The organism is Sphingomonas asaccharolytica NBRC 15499, assembly GCF_001598355.1.
Taxonomy (GTDB): Bacteria; Pseudomonadota; Alphaproteobacteria; order Sphingomonadales; family Sphingomonadaceae; genus Sphingomonas; species Sphingomonas asaccharolytica.
This window is the reverse complement of the sequence record NZ_BCYU01000048.1, coordinates 1-22,206: the sequence shown is the minus strand read 5'-3', so window position 1 is coordinate 22,206 and position 22,206 is coordinate 1. Positions and strand designations below refer to the sequence as shown.

Below are 22,206 nucleotides of genomic sequence, written 5' to 3'. Positions count from 1 at the left end.
CGGCATCTTTCATCGCAATTGCGGACGATCGCGGCGACGATAGACCAGCAAATGCTCGTCCTCTCGCGGCACCGACAGAATGAGGCGGTAGTCCTGCGCCAATGCGGCCGTCACGACGCCCAGGCTGTCGCGGTTCCACGGCGCCAGCGGACGATCCAACGTCACCACTACAGGCGGACGACGCGCCATGATGCGCCGCACTTCGGCCGCCTCGTCGATCCCCGTGGCCCCCTGTTCTGGTTCGTAAGCGAGCGTCGAAGGGAAAGCATAAGCGGTCGGCAGGCAGGCGCGCGCGAGATGATAAAGGATCGAGTCGCCCGCGAAGACATAGGGACACTCGTCACCGTCGTTCGCGGCCATTGCCTGGGCGACGCGATAGCCCGATCCGCGGTCGTCGGGTTCAGTGGCGAGGTGGAAAACGAACAATATCGCACCGATCACGGCGGTGCCCGCGAGGGCAGCTCGCCAGCGTCCCAGCACCGGCGCCGCGATCATCGTCAGCGGGACCATCAGCGGCAGCGCATAATGATCGAAGAACGCGCCGATCATCGCGAACGCCACCAGCGCGGCGGCAAGCCAGCCAAAGGCGAGCAGCGTTTCGCTCCGTCGCGGCCGCGCCCGCCACGCGATGACCGCACACACGATAAAGGGCGACAATTGTACCGTCGTACCCGCCAGCCGCGCCACGATCTTGGCCGCGGGATACCCCTTGCGTAATGCGACCGAGGCGAAATTGGCGAACCAGAATGCCTGAAAATCCGCCGGGCCGCGTTCGTAATAGCTTAGGACGACCGCCGCGGTCGGCGCGATACCGAGCGCGGCCCAGATCGCGCCCGCGCCGGCCATCGCCGCCCAGCTCGTACCGGCCCGCCGCAGGAACCAGAGATGCGCGAGCCCGAAGAACGCGCCTTCGACGACTGGCGTGTACTTGGTCTGGATCGCCAGACCGGCCAGCAGGCAGGCGGCGCAGCCGCTGGCCCTGATCGCCCGGCGATCGGCGCGCCTGGCGAGCTCGGGCAACCGCAATGTCAGCAATCCCGCCCCGGCCATGAACAGATTGTAGAAGACCGGCGACTGCCCGCCGCGGCCGCTGAGCAGCGAGAGCCACAGGATATAGGCCAGGCCGGCCGCCACAGCGCCTGCCCGGCTGGCCCCGAGCCGTATGCCGCCGCGCGCGACGAGCGACGCGGTGGCCGCCGCAAACAAAGTCGCGATCAACTGATAGGCCAGGATACCGTCGCCGGGGAGCAGGCGGATCGCCGCGAAGATCAGGAACAGCCCGACCGGCTTCCTGTCCCATATATCGACATAGGGCAGCGCACCGTGCAGCATATGGTCGCCGACCAGCAGATAATATTGCTCGTCGACATGGATGATCGGATTGCCGAAATCTCGCGCCCGGATCGCGACCGCCAAACCCAGAAACAGCACGAACATACCGATCCGTGGCAGCCGTACCGGCGCGATGTCTCCTGATCGATCGATGAATGCCGCAGTCGCCACGGCCGATCCATCTAGGCGGCAGTGACGGCGACGTCATGCGACATATTTTTCGCGATCCTGGTGCGGGATCGGACGAGCATGTCGTCCACTGCAACCTTCTGCCGGACGAGGCTAATGGCAAAACCCTGATTAATTTTTTCGCGTCGGTCGGTGCGGATCGCCCGCAAGCGTGTCGTCACTTGATGTGGGGCAGCGGAAGGCGGCGCCGGCACGATGACGGGCGAACCCGCGGGAGGGCGGATCGCCACCGCGTCTCGAACGGAGCCGTCTTCCATCCCGCCCCGTTTCCAATGCCAATGGACGGCCATCAATGTATCTCGATCTCGATCCGGTCAGCACCCACGATATGCCCCGGCTCGACGCCCGGAATCAGCGTACCTGGAGCATATTGCTGCCCTTCTTCAACGAGCGCGACTATCTTGCCGCAACGATCGCCAGCCTGGCCAGGCAAACGGGATCGATGACGTTGATCCTGATCGATAACGGATCGACCGACGACAGCGCGACGATCGCCCGCGCCGCATGCCGGGATCATGGTGTCGATTATCTGCTGATCACCGAACCCAGACCGGGCAAGGTCGCGGCGTTGCGCACCGGTCTCGGCTGGGTGCGCACGCCATTGGTCGCGACTTGCGATGCCGACACGCTCTACCCGCCGCATTATCTCGCCACGGCCGAGGCGGTCCTGGCAAAGCCCGGCCGTGTCGCCGCAGGTGCCTATTTCGTCGCGCCCGGCGTCGCCAACGGAACGCTCCGGGCGACGGCACGCCTGTTCCTCACCGTCGTACGCCTGCTGCCCCACCAGTCGCATGCCGGCGGTGCCGGTCAGACATTCCGGACATCCGCGTTGCGCGCCGCCGGCGGGTTCGATCCCGATCGCTGGAATTACGTGCTCGAGGATCATGAGATCATCCATCGCGTGATGCGCACCGGCACGATGGGATATGCGCAGGATCTCTGGTGCATGCCCTCGCCGCGTGAGCGCGACCGTGATTCGATCCGTTGGACATTGTTCGAGCGGCTGGTCTATTCGGCCGCGGCCCCTTGGGCCGGCGACTGGTTCTTCTATTCATTCCTGGCGCCGCGGCTGCGGCGGCGGCGCCTGCTCAGCAACCGTATTCGCGAACGGCAATATCAACATCTCGAAGGACCGGCATTTGCCTCGCCTCATCCTGTGTTCTGACGATTTCGCATTTTCACGCGGGGTCAGTGAGACGATTGCCGGCCTTGCGTCGACGGGAAAGATCAACGCCATCAGTTGCATGGCGGTAATGCCGGGTTGGGCCGCCGACAGCGCGCTGCTCGACGGCCTGCCCGACCACGTCCAAATCGGCCTGCACCTGACGCTGACCGACGAGGTTCCGCTGACATGGATGCCGCGGCTGGCGCCCGCTGGCCGGTTGCCGGCGATCAATCCGCTCGGCCGGATGGCGGCGCGCGGCCGGGTGGCGCTCGACGAGGCGGCGGCGGAGATCGCGGCGCAATTCGACGCTTTCGTCGCCGCGCTCGGTCGGCCGCCAGCCTTTGTCGACGGGCATCAGCACGTCCACGCGCTTCCGGGTATCCGCGACATCGTCCTGGCCGAAACCGCGTTGCGGGCGCCCAAGGCATGGATCCGCAATTGCACCGACCGACTGACGGCGATGCTGGCGCGTCCTTTTGCCGGCAAGGCAATCGGCAGTGCTTGGCATTCGCGCGGGCTGCGCCGCGCCGCGGCCGCGGTCGGACTTGCCACCAATGACAGTTTTGCCGGCCATTATGACTTTGCCGGTGACTATCGAGTCCTCTTCCCTTGCTTCCTGCGCAAGCCCGGCGGAACGCATCTGGTGATGTGCCACCCCGGCGCGGGCTCGCGACCAGGCGATGCGATCACCGCGGCGAGGTCGCGCGAAGCCGAAGCCTTGCGCAATTGGTCGATCGCCGACATGGCGGCGATCGGAGGTCTGGCGTTCCCTGCCTGACCGAGGACGCGACGACAGTGGCAGACGGCGGTCTCAAGGCCATTTTCCTTGCGCAACACCCGACCCTGCTCCGTCTGCTGGTCGCACGGCTGGGCAATCGCGAGGATGCCGAGGATGTGCTGCAGGACATGTGGTTGCGGATCGACCGGCTCGCCGATCAGCCGGTCGCCCAGCCGGCGGCATTCCTCTACCGCATCGCGGCCAATCTAGCGACCGATCGCCGGATCGCGACCGGCCGCCGCGGCGCGCGCGATGCCGTCTGGGTTGATAGCCAGCCGCACGCCGACGAACTGCCCGACGCCGAACGCACGCTGATGGCGCAACGCCAATGGCAAGAGGTCGAAGGAGCCATTGCCGACATGCCCGAGCGCATGGCGATCGCATTGCGCATGTTTCGGCTGGAGGAGCAGTCGCAGCGCGCGATCGCCGAGCATCTCGGGATCAGTATTAGCGGCGTCGAAAAGCTGTTGCAGCGCGCCTATCGCAAAATTCACGATCGGCTCGATCGATTTGCTGAGGATTCCGAAGCGGCGCGTCGTCAGCATGAGGAAAGGGGCACGGATCGTGCGCGCTAAACAGTCGGACATTATCGATCAGGCAATCTGCTGGCATCTACGTCTGGCCGGTTCCGACGAACATGGCTGGGCGGATTTCATCGCGTGGCTCGAAGCGAGCCCGGCGCACGCCGCGGCCTATGACGCGATCGCGAAGGACGATCGCCTGATCGGTCAGGAGCGTTTCCCCGCGCCCGTGCCGTCCGCCGGCAACGACAATATCCCTGCCCACCGTCGCCGGCCGTGGCTGATCGCCGGCATCGCGGCAGCCGCAATTGGCGTCGCGATGTTGGCGCCGTCGCTGATCACGCCGCTTTCTTCGCCTTATGTCGTAGCAACCAAGGCCGGCGAGCGCCGCACGGTCGCGCTGCAACAGGGCACTAGCATCGAATTGAGCGGGGGGACCGTGCTGCGGCTCGATCGGGCCGATCCACGCGTCGCAACGCTCGATCGTGGCGAGGCCTTGTTCCATGTCAGCCACGACGCCGCGCACCCATTCACGATGACCGTCGGTTCGATGACGATCCGCGACCTCGGCACCGTCTTCAACGTCGCCCGCGACGGCAATCGTCTGACAATCTCGGTCGCCGAAGGATCGGTGCTGGTTCAGCCCGGCAGTATCGGGAAGAGACTCGGCCCCGGCGATTCGCTGTCGGCGCGCGACGACGGAGGTGACATCGTCGGCACGAGGATCGCGTCAAATTTGGTCGGCGGTTGGCGCACCGGCACGTTGAGCTTCGCCAATCAAAAGGTCGGCGACGTGGTCGCGGCACTCAGGCGGCTATACGGGTTCAAGCTGGACCTGGACGGCGGCTTGTCCGAGCGCCCCTTTACCGGCATGGTCCGTTTCACTGGGGTCGCCGATCGGGATGTCCCGCATTTGGCGGAAATGATCGGGGCGACGTGGCAGCGTGACGGCGAGCGATGGATCCTCTCCGACGGGACATCGGGCCCCCGCTAGCGCGCGCCTATACCGCCGGCCCAGCTTCGGCCTCGCAGTGTTCCTGTTCCTACTAACGGCTGGCTTGCCGCGCGCGGCGCTTGCTCGCGACGCCGCGTTTTCGATCCCGCCGACAACCCTCGACATCGCCCTGACGGCCCTCGCACGCGAGGCAGGAGTCGAGATCACCAGCACCGAAGCAGGGCTGCGATCAGTCCGCACCGGACCAATCCTGGGGCGTATGCCGGTGCGCAAGGCACTCGACCGCCTGCTCGCCGATACCGGCTATCGCGCGATTGCGATGGCCGGCGGCTATCGCGTCGTGCGGGCGCCCGTTCGCGCGGCGCCGCGCAAAGCGAAACCGGCCGCACCACCACCGCCCGCTCCTCGGGAGCCCGACATTGTCGTGACCGCCAGCAAGCAGCGCGTGTCGATGTTGCGCTATCCCGGGAGCCTGATGGTGATCGAGGGGCAGCAATCGCCGCCGGCAACGGCGGGAACGATCACCGATCTCGCGCCGGGCACCCCCGTCCTGCAAAGCACGCAACTGGGCGCCGGACGCAACAAGGTGTTCATCCGCGGCATCGCCGACAGCAGCTTCAGCGGCACCACCCAATCGCCGACCAGCATCTATCTCGACGACGTGCAATTGACCTATTCCGGACCCGACCCAGGTCTGCGGCTGTACGATATGCGCCGGATCGAAATATTGGAGGGTGCGCAGGGCACGCTTTACGGTTCCGGTGCGATCGGAGGCGTGATCCGGCTGACGTCCAATCCCGTCGATCTGTCTGCCGCGGCGAGCGCGGTGTCGGGCGGCGTCACCGCGACCCAGGGAGCAAGCACCGGTTTCGACGTCGCCGGGATGGTCAACCTCCCGGTCCTGAAGGATCGGCTCGGAATCCGCGCGGTCGCCTATAACGTGCATGAGGGCGGCTATCTCGACGATGTCGGGCGCGGCCTGAGAAACGTCAACCAAGGCGACACCTTTGGAGGAAGGCTGGCGCTGCGGCTCGACGCGGCCGACGGCTGGCAAGTCGAGGCGAGCGGGGCAGGCCAATGGATCGATACACGCGACGGCCAATATGCGGAAACCGCTGAGGGGCCACTGACGAGGCGCTCGCGCATAGCCCAGTCCTTCGACAACCGGCTGCTATTCGGTCGCGTGACCGTCACCAAGGACTGGGACAGCGGGCTGCGGTTCTTTTCGGCGACGGGGATCGTCGGCTATCGGTCGACCGACCAGTTCGACGCCACGCCGCGGCGCCTCCCCGGTTCGACGTCTCCGCCAGTCATCTATACCGCGAATCGCGACAAATGGTTGTTGAGTCAGGAGGCGCGCGTGTCGCGCTCCCTGCCCAATGGCAATTCCTGGGTCGCCGGGTTCAGCTTGGTCAGGGATCAGGACATATTATCGCGCGCCGTCGGCTCGCCCGGGAATGCCTTCGAGATCATCGGCGTGACCAACGTCACCAAGGCGGCCTCGCTGTTTGGCGAAGCGACGCTGGCGCTGCTCCCCGGCCTTTCGGTCACTGCCGGAGGGCGGGCAACGGCGGCCCGAACCGACGGCGATCCGTCAGCCGCGCCGCGATCGGCGAAGTTCGTAAAGGGCCGGCTGAGCCGGCGACTGGACCCGACTTTGGCCTTTTCGTGGCAAGTCGCGCCGCACCTCGCATTGTTCACGCGGTTCCAGACCGGATACCGGACGGGAGGACTGGCCGTGGCTGCAGGTGTAGGCCGGGTTGCCGACTATCGTTCCGACGCCATCACCGTCAGCGAAATCGGGATACGCAAGCTTCGCGACGGCCCGACCGGCCTCGCGTTTTCGGGCAGCGTTTCGATCGCGCACTGGAGCAACATCCAGGCGGACCTGATCAACCGCCGCGGCCAGCCCTATACCGATAATATCGGAGACGCCCGGATCGAAGCGGCAGAAGGCACGGTCGATTGGGCGCCGATAGTCGGTCTGCATGCTGAGGCGTCGTTCCTCTTCACCGACAATGAGGTCTCTGGCCCAATCGCTGATCTATCGACCGACAACAACCGCCGCCTGCCGGAAACCCCGCCATTTGCTGGGCATTGGGGCTTGTCCTACGAATGGACCACGCCCGGCGTTGCGCCCCGGATCGGATTCAACGCCGATTATGTCGGCCGGTCCGTTCTCGGCACGGGCGATCTCCTCGACGTGAGTCAGGGAAATTACTGGCTGCTGGGACTGTCGGCCGGTGTACGCCGCGGCCGACTGCGCATCGACCTTGCGGTCGATAATCTGACCAACAGCAAGGCCAATCGCTTCGCTTATGGCAATCCATTTTCCCTGACCTATCGCGACCAGACGACACCGTTGCGCCCGCGCCATGCGCGGCTTGGCATTGGGTTAGGCTGGTAGGTCCGGCCGCCAATCAGATACACAAAAGCCTCGGGAAACCGGAGTTTCCCGAGGCTTTCGATGGTGGGCGTGGCAAGGATTGAACTTGCGACCCCTGCGATGTCAACACAGTGCTCTACCACTGAGCTACACGCCCACGGGGAGCGGGCCCTGTAGCGGCGCTTCCGCCGCTGTGCAAGCGCCGAAAACTCTACAATCCGCCGTTCGCGCTTTCGACCTCGAACAGGCGATCGACCTCGATCACGAGATCCCTGAGATGGAACGGTTTGGACAGCACGCGGGCATTGGGCATTTGCTTGCCGGCGCGTAAGGTCACGGCGGCGAAGCCGGTGATGAACATGACGCGCATATCGGGCGCGATCTCCGACACTTTCTGCGCCAGCTCGATCCCGTCCATTTCGGGCATGACGATGTCGGTCAGCAGCAGGTCGAAATGCTCGGCCTCGATCAGCGGCAGCGCGGCGGTGCCGCGGTCGACGGCGGTGACGGCATAGCCCGATCGTTCCAGCGCGCGCGTCAGATATTCGCGCATCACCGAATCGTCCTCGGCCAGTAGAATCCTGATCATGCCCGTCCGTTGCCCTGTGTCCCGCGAGCCTTTTTATGCCCCAAGGGTTTAAGATTTTCCAGCGTCGCGCGACGATTGCCCCAAGACGGCACGACGAGTAGATTTGCGCGCATGGCCGCTCCCTCGTTCGACCGCGTCGGACCAATCCCGCCGGACAGCCCGGTGATCCTGTCGGTGCCGCATGCCGGGCGCGATTATCCGCTCCAGCTGCGCGCCGCGGCCGCCGTGCCGGTGGCGTCGATGCTGGCGCTGGAGGATCGCCATGCCGACGATGTCGCGCTGGCGGCGCGGATCGACGAGACTTTATTCGTGCAGCGTCGCGCCCGCGCCTGGATCGACCTCAACCGTGGCGAGGACGAGCGCGACCCGCTGATCGACGACGGCGCGCGGCCGATCCCGGCCGGCGCCGCCGCGACAAAATTGCGCAGCGGGCTGGGCCTGGTGCCGCGGCGATCGGCGCCCGGCGTCGCGATCTGGAACCGGCGGCTGGGCGATGACGAGGTCTGCCAACGCATTACCCAGGATCACCGCCCCTATCATTCGGCGCTCGCCGACGCGCTGGCGGCCGCGCGCGATCGGTTCGGCGCCGCTCTGCTGCTCGACGTGCATTCGATGCCGCCGCTGCCTGGAGGCGCCGCCGCGCGCGTGGTGATCGGCGATCGCTTCGGCCGCAGCGCGGGCGGACGGCTGGTCCATCGGCTGGAAGGCGAAGTCATCGCCGCAGGGCATCGCGCCGCACTCAATACGCCCTATCCCGGCGGCTATATCCTGTCGCGACATGGCCGGCCCGATCAGCATATCCATGCGATTCAGATCGAGATCGACCGACGGCTCTATCTCGATCCCGGACTAACCGCACCCGGCAAGGGTCTGGCCGGTACCGCCGCCTTGCTGCGGCGAATGATCGATGCCGCCACCGACGAATTGCTGACCGGCGGATTGGCATTGGCAGCGGAGTGAGGGACTGGAAGGTCTACCGCCCGGGATTGGCGGGGCTGCAACCCAAAATCAGTCGTTCAATCCCAAAATCGGCCTTTTCCTGAAAGCGGCTGTTCCGAAGCGGATTCTTTTCAAGGAGCCACTTCGCGCACCGTAATGCGTTTGAACGCCTCTATGACCGCATCGCCCGCGGTGCGCTCAAGCCCGATCGCCAACCGCACTGCCGCCTCTCCCATTTCCCAGATCAGGAAGGCCGATACGTCGATTGCCATTCCATCGGCGTCGTGGTGGACGCGCTTCATGGCATCTGCCAGTTCGGCACCCATCAAGCGGCTTTCAGCAAGCTGCACAGCCATAAGCTGCTTGTCGGCCTGCATTCCCGACCAGATGTCACGCATCACCGGCTCAGCCAAAACGATGGCATAATATAGATCGAACAGGTCGAGATATGCGGCGCGCAGCGATGCTTGATCATGCACATTTTCAAACGCCTCACGAATGCAAATTCGACTCGCCGCATTGTATCGCTCAGCCAATGTCTTGATAATCGCCCGCCTGTCCGGGAAATACTGGTAAAGCGAGCCCATCGAGATGCCGACGATTCCGGCAATCTCACTCATCCTGAGAGCATCGCTTCCCTTGGTTGCAATGAGCGCGGAGGCCGCTTCAAGAATCCGTTCCTGCCGTTCGCGGCTGCGCTGCTGGCTCGGCCCGCGGCGCGCGGACGCCTCGCCTTCGTCTGCGTTCTGCCGCGCCACAGCCCCCCCCATCGCACCCGCTTTTGGCATCAACGATCGCCCTTGACTTACTAAACACGATTAACTATCGCGTTATATAACACGATAGTTAATCGTGTTTAGCCGATAGAGATTGAGATGACAAATACGATCGAGATCGATCTCGTCATGCATCTGTTCACGACCGCACTCGATGGCCGCAACACGCCGATCGCTGATGGTGTCGAGCGCGCGCTTGGTCGCGCGCCGTGGTCGTTTTCCGATTTTGTACCGGAGGCCTCGGCAACCGGCGTCTGGGAGGCAACAATGGCTGATCGTGCGCTTTACGGGCTGACGTTCACCTCGGCGATCGGCAGTCTAATCGTGGCAGGCGTCTTCTTCGCCTTTTCCAACTTCATCATGCCGGCATTGGGGCGCATCCCCGAAGCACAAGGCATCGCGGCGATGAACTCGATCAACGTGACCGTGATCAGCCCGCTCTTCATGCTCGCGTTGTTTGGCACGGCATTGCTGTGCCTGGCGGTTGCCGGCGGGTCGTTCCTGAGCGCCGTGCAGTCGACCAAATGGCTCATTGTCGCCGCCGCGTTGATTTATGTCATCGGCTGTACGGGTGTCACGATGATCTTCAACGTACCGTTGAACGACGCGCTGGCCGCCGTCCCGCTCAACACGCCGCAGGCGACCGAGCTATGGCAGCACTATCTCGGCGACTGGACGTTCTGGAATAGCGTCCGCACTGGCGCGTCTTTGATGTCCGGGACGATGTTGATCGGTGCGTTGGCTGGGTGGCAGCCAGCCAGTTGATTCAAATTTTTGGATGAGAACGCGCACATTCGTGTCAAATCCATCGCGGCGTCATGAATGGCAGCTTGTTCAATCTTTAAATTGAACGGCCTTTACGCTCCCGCCGATTGCGACCCCTCGCAGGCCAACCACCTCATCTCAACCACCCCATAAAAAACCACCCCGGGCAAATGCCCGAGGTGGCCAAGGTTCAGGGAGGAGACACGCTCGAAAGCGTGTCTGCACGACCTCGCGAAAGGGGGGACACGAAGCCGTACTCAAGCAACATAGGTCGATGAGATTACCGTTTCAAGACTCGGACACGAACGTTCTCATCGGAGAATTTCCACCATTCCGGATGGATTCTGGTGCCGCCCGCCGGGCGTCGCGCGACGGCATATATCGCGGCGACATGCAGCAGAAAGGCATGACCGAGCTGGCCCTGCCTCCATGCGCCGGCCTCGCCGCGCACAGATTGACGAGGACCAACGCGGTCCTCGTCATAAAGGAGGTGTCAGGCAACCAGCTGCGGCGCCGGCATCAGTCCCAATTGCATCTGACGCGTGAAGATCTCGCGCATCACCGACAGCGAGAACATGTGCGCGTAGATCAGCGGCAGCAGGCCCGACTGGGTCATCTTGCGCAGCTGGTCGCCGCGCAGCTCGTTTAGCTTCTCTTCGTTGACCATGCGGAAGCCCGAATAGACGAACGGCTTGTCGGCGCCGTCCGGTTGGATCGTCACTTCGCCGTCCATCAAAAGATCGAGTTCGCGCAGCTCGTTCATGAACGCCGCGGTGCGCGCGCCGGCTTCCTCGAACTGCTGGTTGAACTCGAGGATGTTCTTGGTGACGTCGGTCGGCGCGCCATCGGCGAACAGCGGCTCACCTTCGTCGAACGCGCCGATCGTGTCCGAGCTCGGATCGAAGCACAAGGTCAGCTCTTCGGCTTCCGGACGGAGGCGCGCGAGCAGATACGGATAGCGGCGGATATAGGCCGGAACGTAGGTGAAGGGTTCGCGCAGCTGGCCCTTTTCGTCGATGAAGACGTTGACGCCTTCGTTGAGGCCCATCAGCGCTAGCGGCACGCCATCATCGCCTTGCGAGAAGACGATCGGCAGGTTGCGCTGCGCCATCGGGAATTCGTCGACCGTCAGCGGGATCGCGTGCTGATTGGCCAGGAACGGCGCGCCGTTGGACGGGCGGATGCGGAAATTGCCGTGCTGCTCGCTCGACAACGGCTCGAGCGAATTATAAAAAAGCGGAAGCGACTGCGGCGCGCTGGCCATTACCCTACTCCAATCGAATCTCTTGAACGCGGCTCCCCCAAGAAGCCGCACGTGGCCGTGCGCCCTAAGGGGTGGCGCCGTCCGGCGCAAGGGTAACGAGCTTCCCCGGATTCATCAATTCGCGCGGATCGAATGCCCGCTTGATCGCGCGCAGCGCCATCATCCGCGCCGGCGAGGAGAGTCGCGCCAACTCGTCGCGCTTCAACTGGCCGATGCCATGTTCGGCCGAGATCGAGCCGCCCGCGGCGACGACCAGATCATGGACGAACGCCGAGATCACATGGCCCTCTCTTTCGTACCAGTTCGGTCCGTCGGTGCCGGCCGGTGCCCGCACGTGGAAATGGACGTTACCGTCGCCGAGATGACCGAACCCCGCCGCGTGCGCTCCAGGAAAGCGCGCCTCCACCGTTCTCGCGCCCTCGGTGAGGAAGCGCGGCATGCCAGCGACCGGCACCGAAATGTCGTGCTGCAATGCGGGGCCTTCCGCACGCGACGCTTCGGGAATGGTCTCGCGAATTTTCCATAAGGCATCAGCCTGCGCCTCGCTTGCCGCGACGACCGCATCCTCGACCTCACCCGCTGCGAGCGCGTCGCCGATCAGGCGTTCCAGCAAAGCGGCCGGCGGCTCGTCGGACGGTGCCGCGCGCGTCGCCTCGATCAGGACGTGCCAGCCATGATTGCCGCCTAAAGGCGCGCGCGTTCCGGGGAAATGGCGGATCACCGCGTCCAGGAAGCTTTGTGGAATGATCTCGAAGCTTTCGACCGCTTGCGTCGCGCCTTGCAGCCGCCGCAACAGCGCCAGCGCGCGTTCGGGATCGGCGAGCCCGACCCAGGCCACTGCGCGGTCGAGAATCGCCGGCACCAGCCGCAGCGTGGCCGCGGTGATCACCCCGATCGTGCCCTCCGCCCCCACCAGCAACTGGTTGAGATCGTAGCCGCGATTGTCCTTCTTGAGCGCGGCCAGCCCATCATGGAGCGAACCGTCGGGCAGCACTGCCTCGACGCCCGCGACCAACCCGCGCATCGTCCCGAACCGCAGTACCTGCGTGCCCCCGGCATTGGTCGAGGCCAGCCCGCCGATCGTCGCGCTGCCCGTTGCTCCCAGGGTCAGCGGGAAGCGCATGCCCTCGGCCAGTGCGGCGTCGTGAAGGTTGGACAGGATCACCCCCGCTTCGGCCACCGCCAAAGCGTCGGCCGGCCGGAGCGAGCGAATACGGTTGAGCCTTCGCGTCGACAAGATCAGCGCCGAGCCATCCGTGGGCGGCGTAGCGCCAGCGACCATCGAGGTATTGCCCCCCTGCGGCACCAATGCGACGCCGAGGTCGCGCGCCTTCGCGACCACCAATTGCACCCCCGCGACCGTGTCGGGCGCGAGGATCGCCGGGCTGCTGCCGTGAAAACGTCCGCGCCAGTCGGTCAGCCATGGCGCGATGTCCGCGGGATCGGTCACGACCGCCTTGTCGCCCAGCGCGACGCGGACGGCGGCGGTCAGCTCGGTCTGTGCGGGTGTCATTGCGATCGCGCTAGCATGGCGGGGGTTACGTATCCAATTCATTGCGTGTTCAAATTATGGCTTTACCAAGGCGCGCTTCATGCCGAGCCCGCCCCTTGCCGCCCTTGCCCTGATTGCCTCCGTCGCCGCGGTCAGTACACCCGCGCCTGCCGGCCAGGCGACGGGCATCGAACTGGCGCAAGTGACGATCCGTGGGCGGATCATCATCCGCGTCCCCAGCACATTGCGGGACAGGGTCGCGCCCGCGCCACAGCTTACACCGGCACGACCGATCAAATGGGCCGAGAAAAAGGGGCCCAAATGCATCGCCGCCGACCAATTGGGCGGCGCGATCGTCGCGGGCGATTATGTCGACCTGGTGCTGCGCGGCGGCGACCGCGTCCGCGCCGAACTGGACGGCGATTGTTCGGGCCTTGGCTATTATGGCGGTTTCTACGTCAAGCCCTCGGCCGACGGCCAGGTCTGCGCCGGACGCGATTCGATCCGCACCCGCTCGGGCGACCAATGCACGATCAAGAAGTTCAAGAAGCTGGTCGTTAAGAAGTGAGTCTTTGATGCGCCTTACGGCGCATTGCGGTGCCGGCCCACGTCGGGTGGACGGCGCCCCGCGCCGTCCAGGTCATGCTGGGGTATGACCGACCCAACGTGCCCCCACCCGACCTCCCAGACAGAGTATCTTATGGGAGGTCGGGTGGGGGAGTGGGCGGAGGAGCCCAAGGTTCCGGCGATGCGTAGCATCGTTAGAATGGCTGCGGAGGGCAATGCCGCGACCGAAACTCGCCCTTCCGCGAGTTTCGCAAAAACGCTCTCAAGCTTGACTTTCGGCAACTGATCGGCAAGCGCGCACGTTGTTGGATGGCGCATCTGCGCGCTAACCATTTTTCCGGATTTTTGGATGCCCTTTGCCGACCTCGGCCTTTCAGACGAATTGCTCCGCGCCGTAGGCGAATCGGGCTATACCGAACCGACTCCGATCCAGGCCGCGACCATTCCCAGCGTGCTGATGATGCGCGACATCATCGGTATCGCGCAAACCGGCACCGGCAAGACCGCCGCGTTCGTGCTGCCGATGATCGATATTCTCGGTCATGGCCGCAGCCGCGCGCTGATGCCGCGCAGCCTGATCCTCGAGCCGACGCGCGAACTCGCCGCGCAGGTCGCCGAGAATTTCGAGAAATACGGCAAGTATCACAAGCTCTCGATGGCGTTGCTGATCGGCGGCGTGCAGATGGGCGACCAGGTCAAGGCGCTGGAAAAGGGCGTCGACGTGCTGATCGCGACGCCGGGCCGGCTAATGGACCTGTTCGAGCGCGGCAAGATCCTGCTGACCCAGTGCAATCTGCTGGTGATCGACGAGGCCGATCGCATGCTCGACATGGGGTTCATCCCCGATATCGAGAATATCTGCACCAAGCTGCCGACCAATCGCCAGACGCTGTTGTTCTCGGCGACGATGCCGCCGCCGATCAAGAAGCTGGCCGACAAGTTTCTGTCGAACCCCAAGACGATCGAGGTCGCGCGCCCCGCCACCGCCAATATCAACATCACCCAATATGTGGTGCCGGTGGGCAGCACGAGCCATGCCAAGCGCGCTGCGCTGCGCCAGTTGCTCGGCCAGGAAGAGGTCAAGAATGCGATCATCTTCTGCAACCGCAAGACGACGGTGCGCGAGCTCAACAAGAGCCTGAGGGGCTATGGCTTTTCGAGCGGTGAGATCCATGGCGACATGGAGCAGCCGCAGCGGATCGCCGAGCTCGACCGGTTCAAGGCGGGCGAGATCAACATCCTGGTCGCGTCCGACGTCGCCGCACGCGGGCTCGACATCAAGGGCGTCAGCCACGTCTTCAACTTCGACTCGCCGTGGCATCCCGACGATTACATCCACCGCATCGGTCGCACCGGCCGCGCCGGCGCGACGGGGATTGCCTATACGTTCGCCTCGAGCGCGGATGCCGAGAATATCGAGAATATCGAGAAGCTGACCGGCATGAAGATTCCGCGGCTGGAAGGCGGGCCGCCGCTCGAAGCCGATCCCGAGGAAAAGCCTCGCGCTCGCACTGCTCGCGACGAAAAGCCGAAACGCGCGCGCACCGCGCCGCGCGAGAAGGCCGCCACCGCCGAGACGCCAGAAGCGCCGGCGCCGCGCGCGGAGAAGCCCGCTCGCCGCGAAGAGCCGCGCGCGCCACGCGAAGAAGCACGTCCCCGCCGCGACGATCCTCGGCCGCCTCGCGACGAGCCGCGCTCGCGCAACGATGATCGCCGTCCGCGCCGTGGCCGCGAGCAGGACGATGGTCCGGACGAAGGCTGGAACGGGCCGATTCCCGACTTCCTGAACGCGGTCCTGACCCACGATTGAGGCACGCGTGAGCCTGCCCGATTTCATCAGCGTGGTACCGGTCGAACCGATCGTCAGCCCTTGCGTCAACATCTGCCGGATCGACAAGGATCGATTGTGCGAGGGGTGCCGCCGCACTATCGACGAAGTCGCGCGCTGGACGAGCATGACTGCCGCGGAGCGGGACCGGGTGATGGCGGAACTGCCGGCGCGTTGAGATCGCCCCGAAGTGCTCCTGCGAAAGCCGGAGCCCAGGGCCACAGGCGATTCCCTTCGCAACTCTGGGCTCCTGCTTGCGCAGGAGCACGGTGTGCTCAACCTAACGCGCTCGCCATCACGCCAGCTGGTTGGTCTCCATCAGCGCATCATCGAGATCCGACGCTCGCCTGTATGCGTCGCGCGACGTCAACCGCTCGGCATAAGCGGTAAAGGCGTCGCGCTTTGGGATCGTGCCGAATTGCGTCCCCCAGATCACCTGGGCGCCGACATAGACATCGGCCATCGTGAAGGCGTCGCCGGCGACGTAGTCATGCTGCGACACCGCGCGTTCGAGCACGTCGATCGTCCGGTCGTAATCGCCATAGCCGAACATCCTGCCCTGTTCGGGCTGAGGGATGAAGCCGGCATTATTGTTGGTCACCGCGTGCTCGACCGGCCCCGCGGCGAAGAACAGCCAGCGGTAATAATCGGCGCGATCGGCGGCCTGTGGCGCCAGGCCCGCCTCAGGAAAGGCGTCGCCAAGATAGGCGCAGATCGCCGCGCATTCGGTGACGACCTTGCCCTTGTGCTCGATCGCCGGGACTTTGCCCATCGGATTGACCGACAGATAATCGTCACTTTTCATCGTGTCGGCGTAATTCATCACGCGGACTTCGTAGCGCGCGCCGACTTCCTCGAGCGCCCAGCGTGCGATCCGGCCGCGCGACTGCGGGTTGGTGTACAAGATCAGGTCGCTCATCATTCTCTCCCTAGGAATACGTGTCACGCGTCCGCCGGGTCAGAGCGCCTTCTGAAACAGCGCCAGCATGCGCTCCCAGGCACGGTCCGCCTGCGCCTGGTTGTACACCTTGCTGTCGGGTGGGCACCAGCCGTGCATCGTGCCTTTATAGACCTCGATCTCGGCGGGCAGCTTGGCATCGGCAAACGCTTTCTTCAGCACATCCTTGTCGGTCGGCGCGCGCTGATCGTCATTCTCGGCGATCGCGATCAGGAAGCTCGCTTTCATCTGCGGGATCAGCGCGTTGGGGCTATCGGGTTTGTCACCGACCAGCCCGCCACCATGGAAGGTGCCGCCGGCGCGATAGCGGTCGGCGCGCGCGGCGACGGTGCGGAATACCATCGGCCCGCCCATGCAATAGCCGGTGCTGGCGAGACCGCGCTTGGTATCGACTTCCTTCTGCGCGTCGATGAAGGTCGTGAACGCCTTGGCATCGCTGACCGTCCCGGCCGGCGTCAGTTTCTCGACGAACGGCATGATCTTCGCACGCACATCGGGCTGGTCGAACGATTCGCCCGCCTTCAGGAACGGCGCCTTGGTCGAGCGGTAGAATTGATTGACCACCAGAACCGCATAACCCGACTGCGCCAGCCGCTCGGCCATTTGCCGGAAAGCCGGGCGCAGACCCATGATGTCGGGCCAGATCAGGACGCCAGGATGCTTGCCGGTCGCCGGCGCGACGAAATAGGCGTCGGCCTTCCCCTCGGGCGTGTCGATCACGACATCGCGTCCCTTGATCGCCGCGGCATTGGCCGGAACCGGCAGCACGGCCATCAGTCCAGCGACACCGGTCATCATGCCGAACTGGCGGCGCGACGGATGGGCAATGCCCAGGAAGCGATCATTGTCCTCAGCGGTATGTTCGTCGCACATGCGTCTCTCCCTGGGGGTAGCTCGACTCGACCTTATTCTACGGCGATGCGCCGATGCGCGCGAGCCCTGACGCGCTTCAAATCGCGCGCCAGCGCCATGTCCCGTCGCCGTGGGTTTCGCGCACCGCGCGCCCTTCGACTTCGAGCCGTTTCAAATGCGCCATCGCCTCGCCGGTCGCCATGCCGAGCACTTCCTGGCCGATCGCGCGCCGAAACAACCGGCCAAAACAATCGACCACGCGGCGCGGTTCGTCGAGAAAGGCTTCGAGTTCGTCGAGCCGGCCGCGATGCTCACGATCCATCGCATCGAGCCGGATGTGGAGATTGAGGAACGGGTCGCCATGGCCCGGCAAGGTCAGCACGTCGGCCGGCACTTCGCGCTTCAGCTTGGCGATCGACGCGAACCATTCGCCGAGCGGATCGGAATCGGGCTCGGTGATGCCGAGCGACACGTTCGGGCTGATCCGCGGCAACACCTGGTCTCCGGCGATGAATATCCCGTTCGCCCCATCGAGCAGGCAGGCATGTTCCGGGCTATGCCCCGACCCGACGACGATCCGCCATGCCGTTCCGCCAATCGCGATCGTCTCGCCATCGACCAGCCGCCGGTAGGACAAGGGCATCGGCCGCACGATCCGCCCGAAATTGGACCAGCCGCGCGCGGCCGCCAGCTCGATCTGCTCGTCGCTCCATCCGCAGGCGCGGCGGAAATTACTGATCTCTTGCGGCGTTTCCGGCCGGGCGTCAGCAACCAGCATCTGCGCGGTCAGCCACTCGCCGCGCGTCATCCATAACGGCGCTTGGTGGTGATCACACATCCAGCCGGCAAGCCCGATATGATCGGGATGGAAATGCGTCCCGATCACCCGCGTGACGCGGACGCCGGCGAGCGGCCCGCTGAACACCGATTTCCACGCGGCGCGCGTCTCGGTCTGGTTCATGCCGGCATCGACCAAAGCGACACCGTCACCGCGATCGTCACGATCGTCGAGCAGCCAGCAATTGACGTGCTTGAGCGGGCCGGGAACGTTGAGCCGCACCCAGCGCACGCCGGGCGCGACCTGCATCGCGCCACCCTCGTCCGGTTCCTTGCCGCCGAAGGGATAGGTCAGGCCTTTATGGCTGGTGGGAACGAAGCTCTCGTCGGCGACGAACGCGGCGTCGGGCATGCGGTTGGTTGCCATGATCGGGCGGTAGCAAGCGAGCGGACAGGATACCAGCAAAAGGAAATATGAGACAGTGCGCAGAGCGATGGCGATACCCGAGTATCGAACCGGCGGCCGAACGAGTCAGAAGCTGCACAGCGGAAGCGTGGGACGGCCGCCGTGCCACGCCGCGACGATATGCGGCACGAAAATGCACAACCCGATCACCGCGGCAGCGACCGCGAGCACCAACACACCGCCTGCAGCGGCATCCTTGGCATGACGAATCGGTTCGCTGCGGCCGCCGATCGCGTCGCATGCTTGCTCGATCGCGGTATTCAACGCCTCGCTCGCGATCACCAACGCGATGGCCAGGATCAGCCAGCGCCATTCATTGGCATCGATGCGCAACAGGATGCCGGCAGCGACCGCCGCGATCGCCGCGACGCAATGGATGCGCATGTTCGCCTCGTTGCGCACGGCGAAGGTGAGGCCCGCCACGGCATAGCCGACGCTTTTTACCCGCGCCTGGACAACGCCCGTCGCCGACTCACCGCCTGGCCGCCATGCAAGCGCATTGCGCCGCCGCCAGGGGCGAAGCAACACGCCGAGCAGGGCAGCCATCATCGCGCAGCAGACCATCAGATCACCGGCACGATGCGGAGTTCGGTGCGTCCATGGAGCGGAACGGCAATGACCGCGCGGCCGGTCTCATCGGCACGAGCGAAAGGCTGGTCGGCAAGGCCGGTACGGTAATGCCGGGCTGGCTTGAGTCCGCTAATGGCGATCGGGCGGATCGCACGGGCAGCGCCGGGATGTAGGACGAGCCTGAGCATCTCGCCCTCGCGCCGCGCCGACGCGACTAGGATTTCGGGATAATCGGCATCGGCGAGATGCGGGCCTGCCAAGGCATCCGTAGGCGACTCGATCAAGCCGCGAAAGCCATCGGTACAACCGAGGCGAGCGATCAGCTCGAGCGCGTGAGCCCAGAGCGAGGCGCGTGGTCGATGCGGCACTCCCCCCGCCATCGCGCCTGGACAATCCATGTCGAGCAGGTCGAGCAAGTTGCGCGCCCTTGCCGCGTCGCCCATCTCGACTGCCGCTGCGGCGCTCGCGGTATATCCCGCCGCACGGGTGAAGCCGTAATTGCCGACATCGATCGGCCACAACGCCCGCCGCCAGCCACGCGCCTCGGCTCGGCACCGCACGCGCTCCCAATGTTTCTCGGCCAACTCGGGATAGAGCGCGTTGAGGAACAGGCAGGGAAAGGTCTGCATCACCGCGCCGCCGACTCCCGGCGCGGCAACTCCGGTCAGGGAGGAGCGGAAGGGAACGAAATCACCGGTCGAGGTGGTAAACTCGTCAACCAACCCGGTGCCGAACCGCGCGGCGATGCCCGGCCAATGCGCGCTTCCGGTGCGATGATCGGCGGCACGCAGCCCGCACGCGGTGATCAGGTTGCACAGCGGATAAATCCAATTCGGCTCGCAGGACAACAACCCAAAGGGCGCAGCGCGATATTGGCGCGCCAGGATATCGCCCATATCGTCGAGCCCGTAGCGCCGCCACGACGCGCCGCGCCGCCGCAGGTCGAGCGGCGCGCCGGTGTCGCCGATCGCCATCTGCAAGGCGACGAAACCGGTCGACATGATGTTGCCGCGCGGGATCGGGTCGCGCCCGAGACGGAGATTGCCCCACGCATTCTCCAGCGCCCAATGGCGCCAGAGCCGCGAGTCACCCTGCTTGGCGAGCAATTGTGCCTGCGCCTCGCCCAGCCAGGCTGTCATCGCGGGGAGATAATTGCGCCGCGCGACCGCTAGCGCATAGGCAGTGAAATTGACCTGATAGCGCACCGCTGCGGTCTGGAACTGGTCGCGCCATTCGAAGCCGTCGAATGCCTCGATCGGCTGCAAGGCGCGATCGGTCAGCAGGCGCAGTCGTTTGAGGTCATCGAGCAAGATTTCCTTGCGCGAGGGCGTCGGCAGTGCAGGCAAGCGGGTCAGCGCAGGCTTGGGCGGCACGGTTGGAGCATGCGGCCGGATCATGCCTCGTGCCGCAAGCGAGGACATGAGCAACGCGGGAATCAGAATCCCCGTGTTGGACTGCGCGAGCCGGTCGTCGAGCATGAACAGATCGGGGCGCATTGCCGCCACTGCGGCGGCGAGCCACACCAAGGGCGGCAACACGACGTTTCCGGTCGCGAACCACGTCGCGAGCGCCGCGCCGAACATGCCCAGCGACATGACGAAAAGCCCCAGCACCCAGACGGTCTGGCCGCCATCCGCCCAATGCAGGAACCCCACGCCGGGAAACGCGAGACCCAACGCCAATGCGTCGATCGCGTTATCGCCGATCGCCCGCAGGCCGAGTGCCAACGTGCAGAACAGCGAATAGCCAAGCAACGCCCGACGCTGGCGGCGCGCACTGGAGCTGAATGCCATTCCTGCGCCCCGTCGCGCCAGCAAATTACTTTGTAATACAAAGTATGGAGACAAAAAAAGGCCGCGCCAACCGACCCGCCCCGGATTGTTCCGGGTGGGCGCTCGCGCTTCGTCTATGGCGATCATGCCGGTTTCTCCCTGGGGGTCGATCGCATCCTGGTGCCGGCATTGGCCCGCGCGGCATCGCGCAGCGCGCGTTCGAGCGTATCGAGATACTCGGCGAAGCGCGCACGGCCTTCGTCGGTCAGGCGACAGCTGGTATGCGGGCGCTTGCCCTCGAACCCCTTGGTCAGCGCGACCAGGCCCGCCTCTTCGAGCACCTGGATATGGCGGCTGAGATTGCCGTCGGTCAGCCCGGTCAGCTGGCGGACTTCGGTGAAGCCGAGCCCGTCGGGATGCCCAGCAAGCGAGGTCAGGATGCCGAGCCGCGCCTTCTCGTGAAACACGCGATCGAGCCCACCGAACGCGAACGGCGCCTCAGCCATGCCGATCCTCCCGCATCGCGGCGTGGAGCAATCCGGCGATCAGCAATTGGCCGATGCCGAACGGCAGGCCCATTATCCAGGGCGAGACATCGGTCGCACCCGCTCCGGCCAACAGACTCGCGGTGGCGACGAGGAAATACCAACCGGCACCCCAGGCGAGCAGTCGCGGCAGTGCCGGAAGCGCGGCCAGGATGCCGATCCCGATCAGCAGCTGCCATAACCCCGGCAGGATCGCCGCCCAGGCGGGCGCGCGCAACAGGATGACGGTCGCCACGATGGTACCGGCGGCACCGACCGGAAGGAACTGGCGCAACGTCGTGTTGATCATCGTATCGGCCATCGCGCGGTGCAGCCGCCGCGCACGGACGACCGCGTCGGCGCCGATCAGGCAAGCGCAGATGATGGCGAGCAGCATCCATTGCACCAGCATCTCGACCGGGGTGGTCGAAGGGTCGAGTCCGGCAGCCTGCACCGCGGCGAGCGCCAAAGCGAGCAGCCCGGTCGTCGCCGCCACCGCCGGCGTGAATCCCTGGAAACGCGTGCTGGCCGCCAATTGGGCTCGGATCCGATCGATCTCGGACAAGGCGGTGTCGACGTCGCGCATCTTGAACGCCAAGATACGCAGATAACTTTGCAATGCAAAGTCTATTCGTGGTTAAACGGCCGAGATGTGGAAAAGGCAGCGGACGACGATCGACCGCTGCCTTTTCCGATGTGCCGTTACGCCGCTCTCAGCAGGAGACGCGGCGGGTCTATCAC

Annotated in this window: 23 protein-coding genes and 1 tRNA gene; 10 read left to right on the top strand and 14 right to left on the bottom strand. The window is 65.0% G+C overall.

Features of this window, described 5'->3' with window-relative positions:
- Positions 1–9 precede the first annotated feature (9 nt).
- Positions 10–1,503 (bottom strand): ArnT family glycosyltransferase, encoded by a 1,494-nt coding sequence (locus SAS01S_RS13660; protein ID WP_369405746.1) that lies wholly within the window; start codon positions 1,501–1,503, stop codon positions 10–12.
- Between the two features lie 11 nt (positions 1,504–1,514).
- Entirely contained in the window at positions 1,515–1,811 is a 297-nt protein-coding gene (locus tag SAS01S_RS13655; protein WP_066809182.1) for a hypothetical protein, read from the bottom strand.
- Between the two features lie 2 nt (positions 1,812–1,813).
- Here SAS01S_RS13655 and SAS01S_RS13650 point away from each other — a divergent pair, with 2 nt between their 5' ends.
- The 5 genes from SAS01S_RS13650 to SAS01S_RS13630 are packed head-to-tail and all read left to right on the top strand — an operon-like array spanning position 1,814 to position 7,347.
- Positions 1,814–2,686 carry a glycosyltransferase family 2 protein gene (locus SAS01S_RS13650; RefSeq protein ID WP_084239001.1) on the top strand — a complete coding sequence of 291 codons (873 nt, stop codon included), beginning with the start codon at positions 1,814–1,816 and terminating at the stop codon, positions 2,684–2,686.
- Entirely contained in the window at positions 2,661–3,464 is an 804-nt protein-coding gene (locus SAS01S_RS13645) for a ChbG/HpnK family deacetylase (RefSeq protein WP_066809179.1), read from the top strand. The genes SAS01S_RS13650 and SAS01S_RS13645 overlap by 26 nt, the downstream gene beginning before the upstream one ends.
- 17 nt (positions 3,465–3,481) lie before the next feature.
- Entirely contained in the window at positions 3,482–4,039 is a 558-nt protein-coding gene (locus SAS01S_RS13640) for an RNA polymerase sigma factor (RefSeq protein WP_084238999.1), read from the top strand.
- Positions 4,029–4,979 carry a FecR family protein gene (locus SAS01S_RS13635; RefSeq protein WP_066809247.1) on the top strand — a complete coding sequence of 317 codons (951 nt, stop codon included), beginning with the start codon at positions 4,029–4,031 and terminating at the stop codon, positions 4,977–4,979. The genes SAS01S_RS13640 and SAS01S_RS13635 overlap by 11 nt, the downstream gene beginning before the upstream one ends.
- Before the next feature lie 37 nt (positions 4,980–5,016).
- Positions 5,017–7,347, top strand: a complete 2,331-nt coding sequence (locus SAS01S_RS13630; protein ID WP_066809176.1) for a TonB-dependent receptor — start codon at positions 5,017–5,019, stop codon at positions 7,345–7,347.
- 61 nt (positions 7,348–7,408) lie between these two features.
- Here SAS01S_RS13630 and SAS01S_RS13625 read toward each other — a convergent pair.
- Together SAS01S_RS13625 and cpdR are read right to left on the bottom strand one after the other, a co-directional pair.
- A tRNA-Val gene (locus tag SAS01S_RS13625) sits at positions 7,409–7,483 on the bottom strand.
- A 54-nt stretch (positions 7,484–7,537) separates the two neighbouring features.
- Positions 7,538–7,915 (bottom strand): cell cycle two-component system response regulator CpdR, encoded by a 378-nt coding sequence (gene cpdR, locus SAS01S_RS13620; RefSeq protein WP_066809174.1) that lies wholly within the window; start codon positions 7,913–7,915, stop codon positions 7,538–7,540.
- Positions 7,916–8,026: 111 nt separating this feature from the next.
- Here cpdR and SAS01S_RS13615 point away from each other — a divergent pair, with 111 nt between their 5' ends.
- Positions 8,027–8,875: an N-formylglutamate amidohydrolase gene (locus tag SAS01S_RS13615; RefSeq protein WP_066809172.1), complete on the top strand. Its 849-nt coding sequence runs from the start codon at positions 8,027–8,029 to the stop codon at positions 8,873–8,875.
- A 110-nt stretch (positions 8,876–8,985) separates the two neighbouring features.
- Here SAS01S_RS13615 and SAS01S_RS13610 read toward each other — a convergent pair whose 3' ends face one another.
- Entirely contained in the window at positions 8,986–9,612 is a 627-nt protein-coding gene (locus SAS01S_RS13610) for a TetR/AcrR family transcriptional regulator (protein ID WP_218016301.1), read from the bottom strand.
- A gap of 117 nt (positions 9,613–9,729) precedes the next feature.
- Between SAS01S_RS13610 and SAS01S_RS13605 the strand changes: the two genes are divergently transcribed.
- Complete coding sequence (locus SAS01S_RS13605) at positions 9,730–10,395, top strand: anthrone oxygenase family protein (protein ID WP_218016300.1); 666 nt, start codon at positions 9,730–9,732, stop codon at positions 10,393–10,395.
- Between the two features lie 493 nt (positions 10,396–10,888).
- On the opposite strand, the gene SAS01S_RS13600 is transcribed toward SAS01S_RS13605, so the two are convergent.
- Both SAS01S_RS13600 and SAS01S_RS13595 read right to left on the bottom strand, forming a co-directional pair.
- Positions 10,889–11,659: a SapC family protein gene (locus SAS01S_RS13600; RefSeq protein ID WP_066809167.1), complete on the bottom strand. Its 771-nt coding sequence runs from the start codon at positions 11,657–11,659 to the stop codon at positions 10,889–10,891.
- Positions 11,660–11,723: 64 nt separating this feature from the next.
- Positions 11,724–13,172, bottom strand: a complete 1,449-nt coding sequence (locus SAS01S_RS13595; protein WP_174544964.1) for an FAD-binding oxidoreductase — start codon at positions 13,170–13,172, stop codon at positions 11,724–11,726.
- A gap of 79 nt (positions 13,173–13,251) precedes the next feature.
- Between SAS01S_RS13595 and SAS01S_RS13590 the strand changes: the two genes are divergently transcribed.
- The 3 genes from SAS01S_RS13590 to SAS01S_RS13580 all read left to right on the top strand — a co-directional run bounded on the left by SAS01S_RS13590 (position 13,252) and on the right by SAS01S_RS13580 (position 15,724).
- Positions 13,252–13,719, top strand: coding sequence for a hypothetical protein (locus SAS01S_RS13590; protein ID WP_084238997.1), 468 nt, complete (start codon positions 13,252–13,254; stop codon positions 13,717–13,719).
- Between the two features lie 348 nt (positions 13,720–14,067).
- Positions 14,068–15,528 (top strand): DEAD/DEAH box helicase, encoded by a 1,461-nt coding sequence (locus SAS01S_RS13585; RefSeq protein ID WP_066809162.1) that lies wholly within the window; start codon positions 14,068–14,070, stop codon positions 15,526–15,528.
- 7 nt (positions 15,529–15,535) lie between these two features.
- The gene (locus SAS01S_RS13580) at positions 15,536–15,724 is read left to right on the top strand and encodes a DUF1289 domain-containing protein (protein WP_066809160.1); all 189 of its coding nucleotides are present in this window, start codon (positions 15,536–15,538) and stop codon (positions 15,722–15,724) included.
- Positions 15,725–15,841: 117 nt separating this feature from the next.
- On the opposite strand, the gene SAS01S_RS13575 is transcribed toward SAS01S_RS13580, so the two are convergent.
- From SAS01S_RS13575 to SAS01S_RS13545, 7 genes are all read right to left on the bottom strand, one after another.
- Complete coding sequence (locus SAS01S_RS13575) at positions 15,842–16,468, bottom strand: glutathione S-transferase family protein (RefSeq protein WP_066809157.1); 627 nt, start codon at positions 16,466–16,468, stop codon at positions 15,842–15,844.
- A 36-nt stretch (positions 16,469–16,504) separates the two neighbouring features.
- A complete protein-coding gene (locus tag SAS01S_RS13570) occupies positions 16,505–17,377 on the bottom strand; it encodes a dienelactone hydrolase family protein (protein WP_066809154.1) in 873 nt (290 codons plus the stop codon).
- 76 nt (positions 17,378–17,453) lie between these two features.
- Complete coding sequence (locus SAS01S_RS13565) at positions 17,454–18,560, bottom strand: MBL fold metallo-hydrolase (protein ID WP_174544963.1); 1,107 nt, start codon at positions 18,558–18,560, stop codon at positions 17,454–17,456.
- A 105-nt stretch (positions 18,561–18,665) separates the two neighbouring features.
- On the bottom strand, positions 18,666–19,148 hold the full coding sequence (locus tag SAS01S_RS13560; protein WP_245656906.1) for a diacylglycerol kinase family protein: 483 nt from the start codon (positions 19,146–19,148) through the stop codon (positions 18,666–18,668).
- Between the two features lie 14 nt (positions 19,149–19,162).
- Entirely contained in the window at positions 19,163–20,962 is a 1,800-nt protein-coding gene (locus tag SAS01S_RS13555; RefSeq protein WP_066809151.1) for a linalool dehydratase/isomerase domain-containing protein, read from the bottom strand.
- A gap of 122 nt (positions 20,963–21,084) precedes the next feature.
- A complete protein-coding gene (locus SAS01S_RS13550; protein ID WP_066809148.1) occupies positions 21,085–21,447 on the bottom strand; it encodes a winged helix-turn-helix domain-containing protein in 363 nt (120 codons plus the stop codon).
- Complete coding sequence (locus SAS01S_RS13545) at positions 21,440–22,051, bottom strand: hypothetical protein (protein ID WP_157082818.1); 612 nt, start codon at positions 22,049–22,051, stop codon at positions 21,440–21,442. The genes SAS01S_RS13550 and SAS01S_RS13545 overlap by 8 nt, the downstream gene beginning before the upstream one ends.
- Positions 22,052–22,206 lie beyond the last annotated feature (155 nt).

What these genes read in the sequence shown, in the direction of transcription:
- SAS01S_RS13655 (WP_066809182.1), bottom strand. Translation starts at nt 1,811, where the DNA reads ATGGCCGTCCATTGGCATTGGAAACGGGGCGGGATGGAAGACGGCTCC.
- SAS01S_RS13650 (WP_084239001.1), top strand. Translation starts at nt 1,814, where the DNA reads ATGTATCTCGATCTCGATCCGGTCAGCACCCACGATATGCCCCGGCTC.
- cpdR (WP_066809174.1), bottom strand. Translation starts at nt 7,915, where the DNA reads ATGATCAGGATTCTACTGGCCGAGGACGATTCGGTGATGCGCGAATAT.
- SAS01S_RS13615 (WP_066809172.1), top strand. Translation starts at nt 8,027, where the DNA reads ATGGCCGCTCCCTCGTTCGACCGCGTCGGACCAATCCCGCCGGACAGC.
- SAS01S_RS13605 (WP_218016300.1), top strand. Translation starts at nt 9,730, where the DNA reads ATGACAAATACGATCGAGATCGATCTCGTCATGCATCTGTTCACGACC.
- SAS01S_RS13600 (WP_066809167.1), bottom strand. Translation starts at nt 11,659, where the DNA reads ATGGCCAGCGCGCCGCAGTCGCTTCCGCTTTTTTATAATTCGCTCGAG.
- SAS01S_RS13595 (WP_174544964.1), bottom strand. Translation starts at nt 13,172, where the DNA reads ATGACACCCGCACAGACCGAGCTGACCGCCGCCGTCCGCGTCGCGCTG.
- SAS01S_RS13590 (WP_084238997.1), top strand. Translation starts at nt 13,252, where the DNA reads ATGCCGAGCCCGCCCCTTGCCGCCCTTGCCCTGATTGCCTCCGTCGCC.
- SAS01S_RS13585 (WP_066809162.1), top strand. Translation starts at nt 14,068, where the DNA reads ATGCCCTTTGCCGACCTCGGCCTTTCAGACGAATTGCTCCGCGCCGTA.
- SAS01S_RS13575 (WP_066809157.1), bottom strand. Translation starts at nt 16,468, where the DNA reads ATGATGAGCGACCTGATCTTGTACACCAACCCGCAGTCGCGCGGCCGG.
- SAS01S_RS13570 (WP_066809154.1), bottom strand. Translation starts at nt 17,377, where the DNA reads ATGTGCGACGAACATACCGCTGAGGACAATGATCGCTTCCTGGGCATT.
- SAS01S_RS13565 (WP_174544963.1), bottom strand. Translation starts at nt 18,560, where the DNA reads ATGGCAACCAACCGCATGCCCGACGCCGCGTTCGTCGCCGACGAGAGC.
- SAS01S_RS13560 (WP_245656906.1), bottom strand. Translation starts at nt 19,148, where the DNA reads ATGATGGCTGCCCTGCTCGGCGTGTTGCTTCGCCCCTGGCGGCGGCGC.
- SAS01S_RS13555 (WP_066809151.1), bottom strand. Translation starts at nt 20,962, where the DNA reads ATGGCATTCAGCTCCAGTGCGCGCCGCCAGCGTCGGGCGTTGCTTGGC.
- SAS01S_RS13550 (WP_066809148.1), bottom strand. Translation starts at nt 21,447, where the DNA reads ATGGCTGAGGCGCCGTTCGCGTTCGGTGGGCTCGATCGCGTGTTTCAC.
- SAS01S_RS13545 (WP_157082818.1), bottom strand. Translation starts at nt 22,051, where the DNA reads ATGCGCGACGTCGACACCGCCTTGTCCGAGATCGATCGGATCCGAGCC.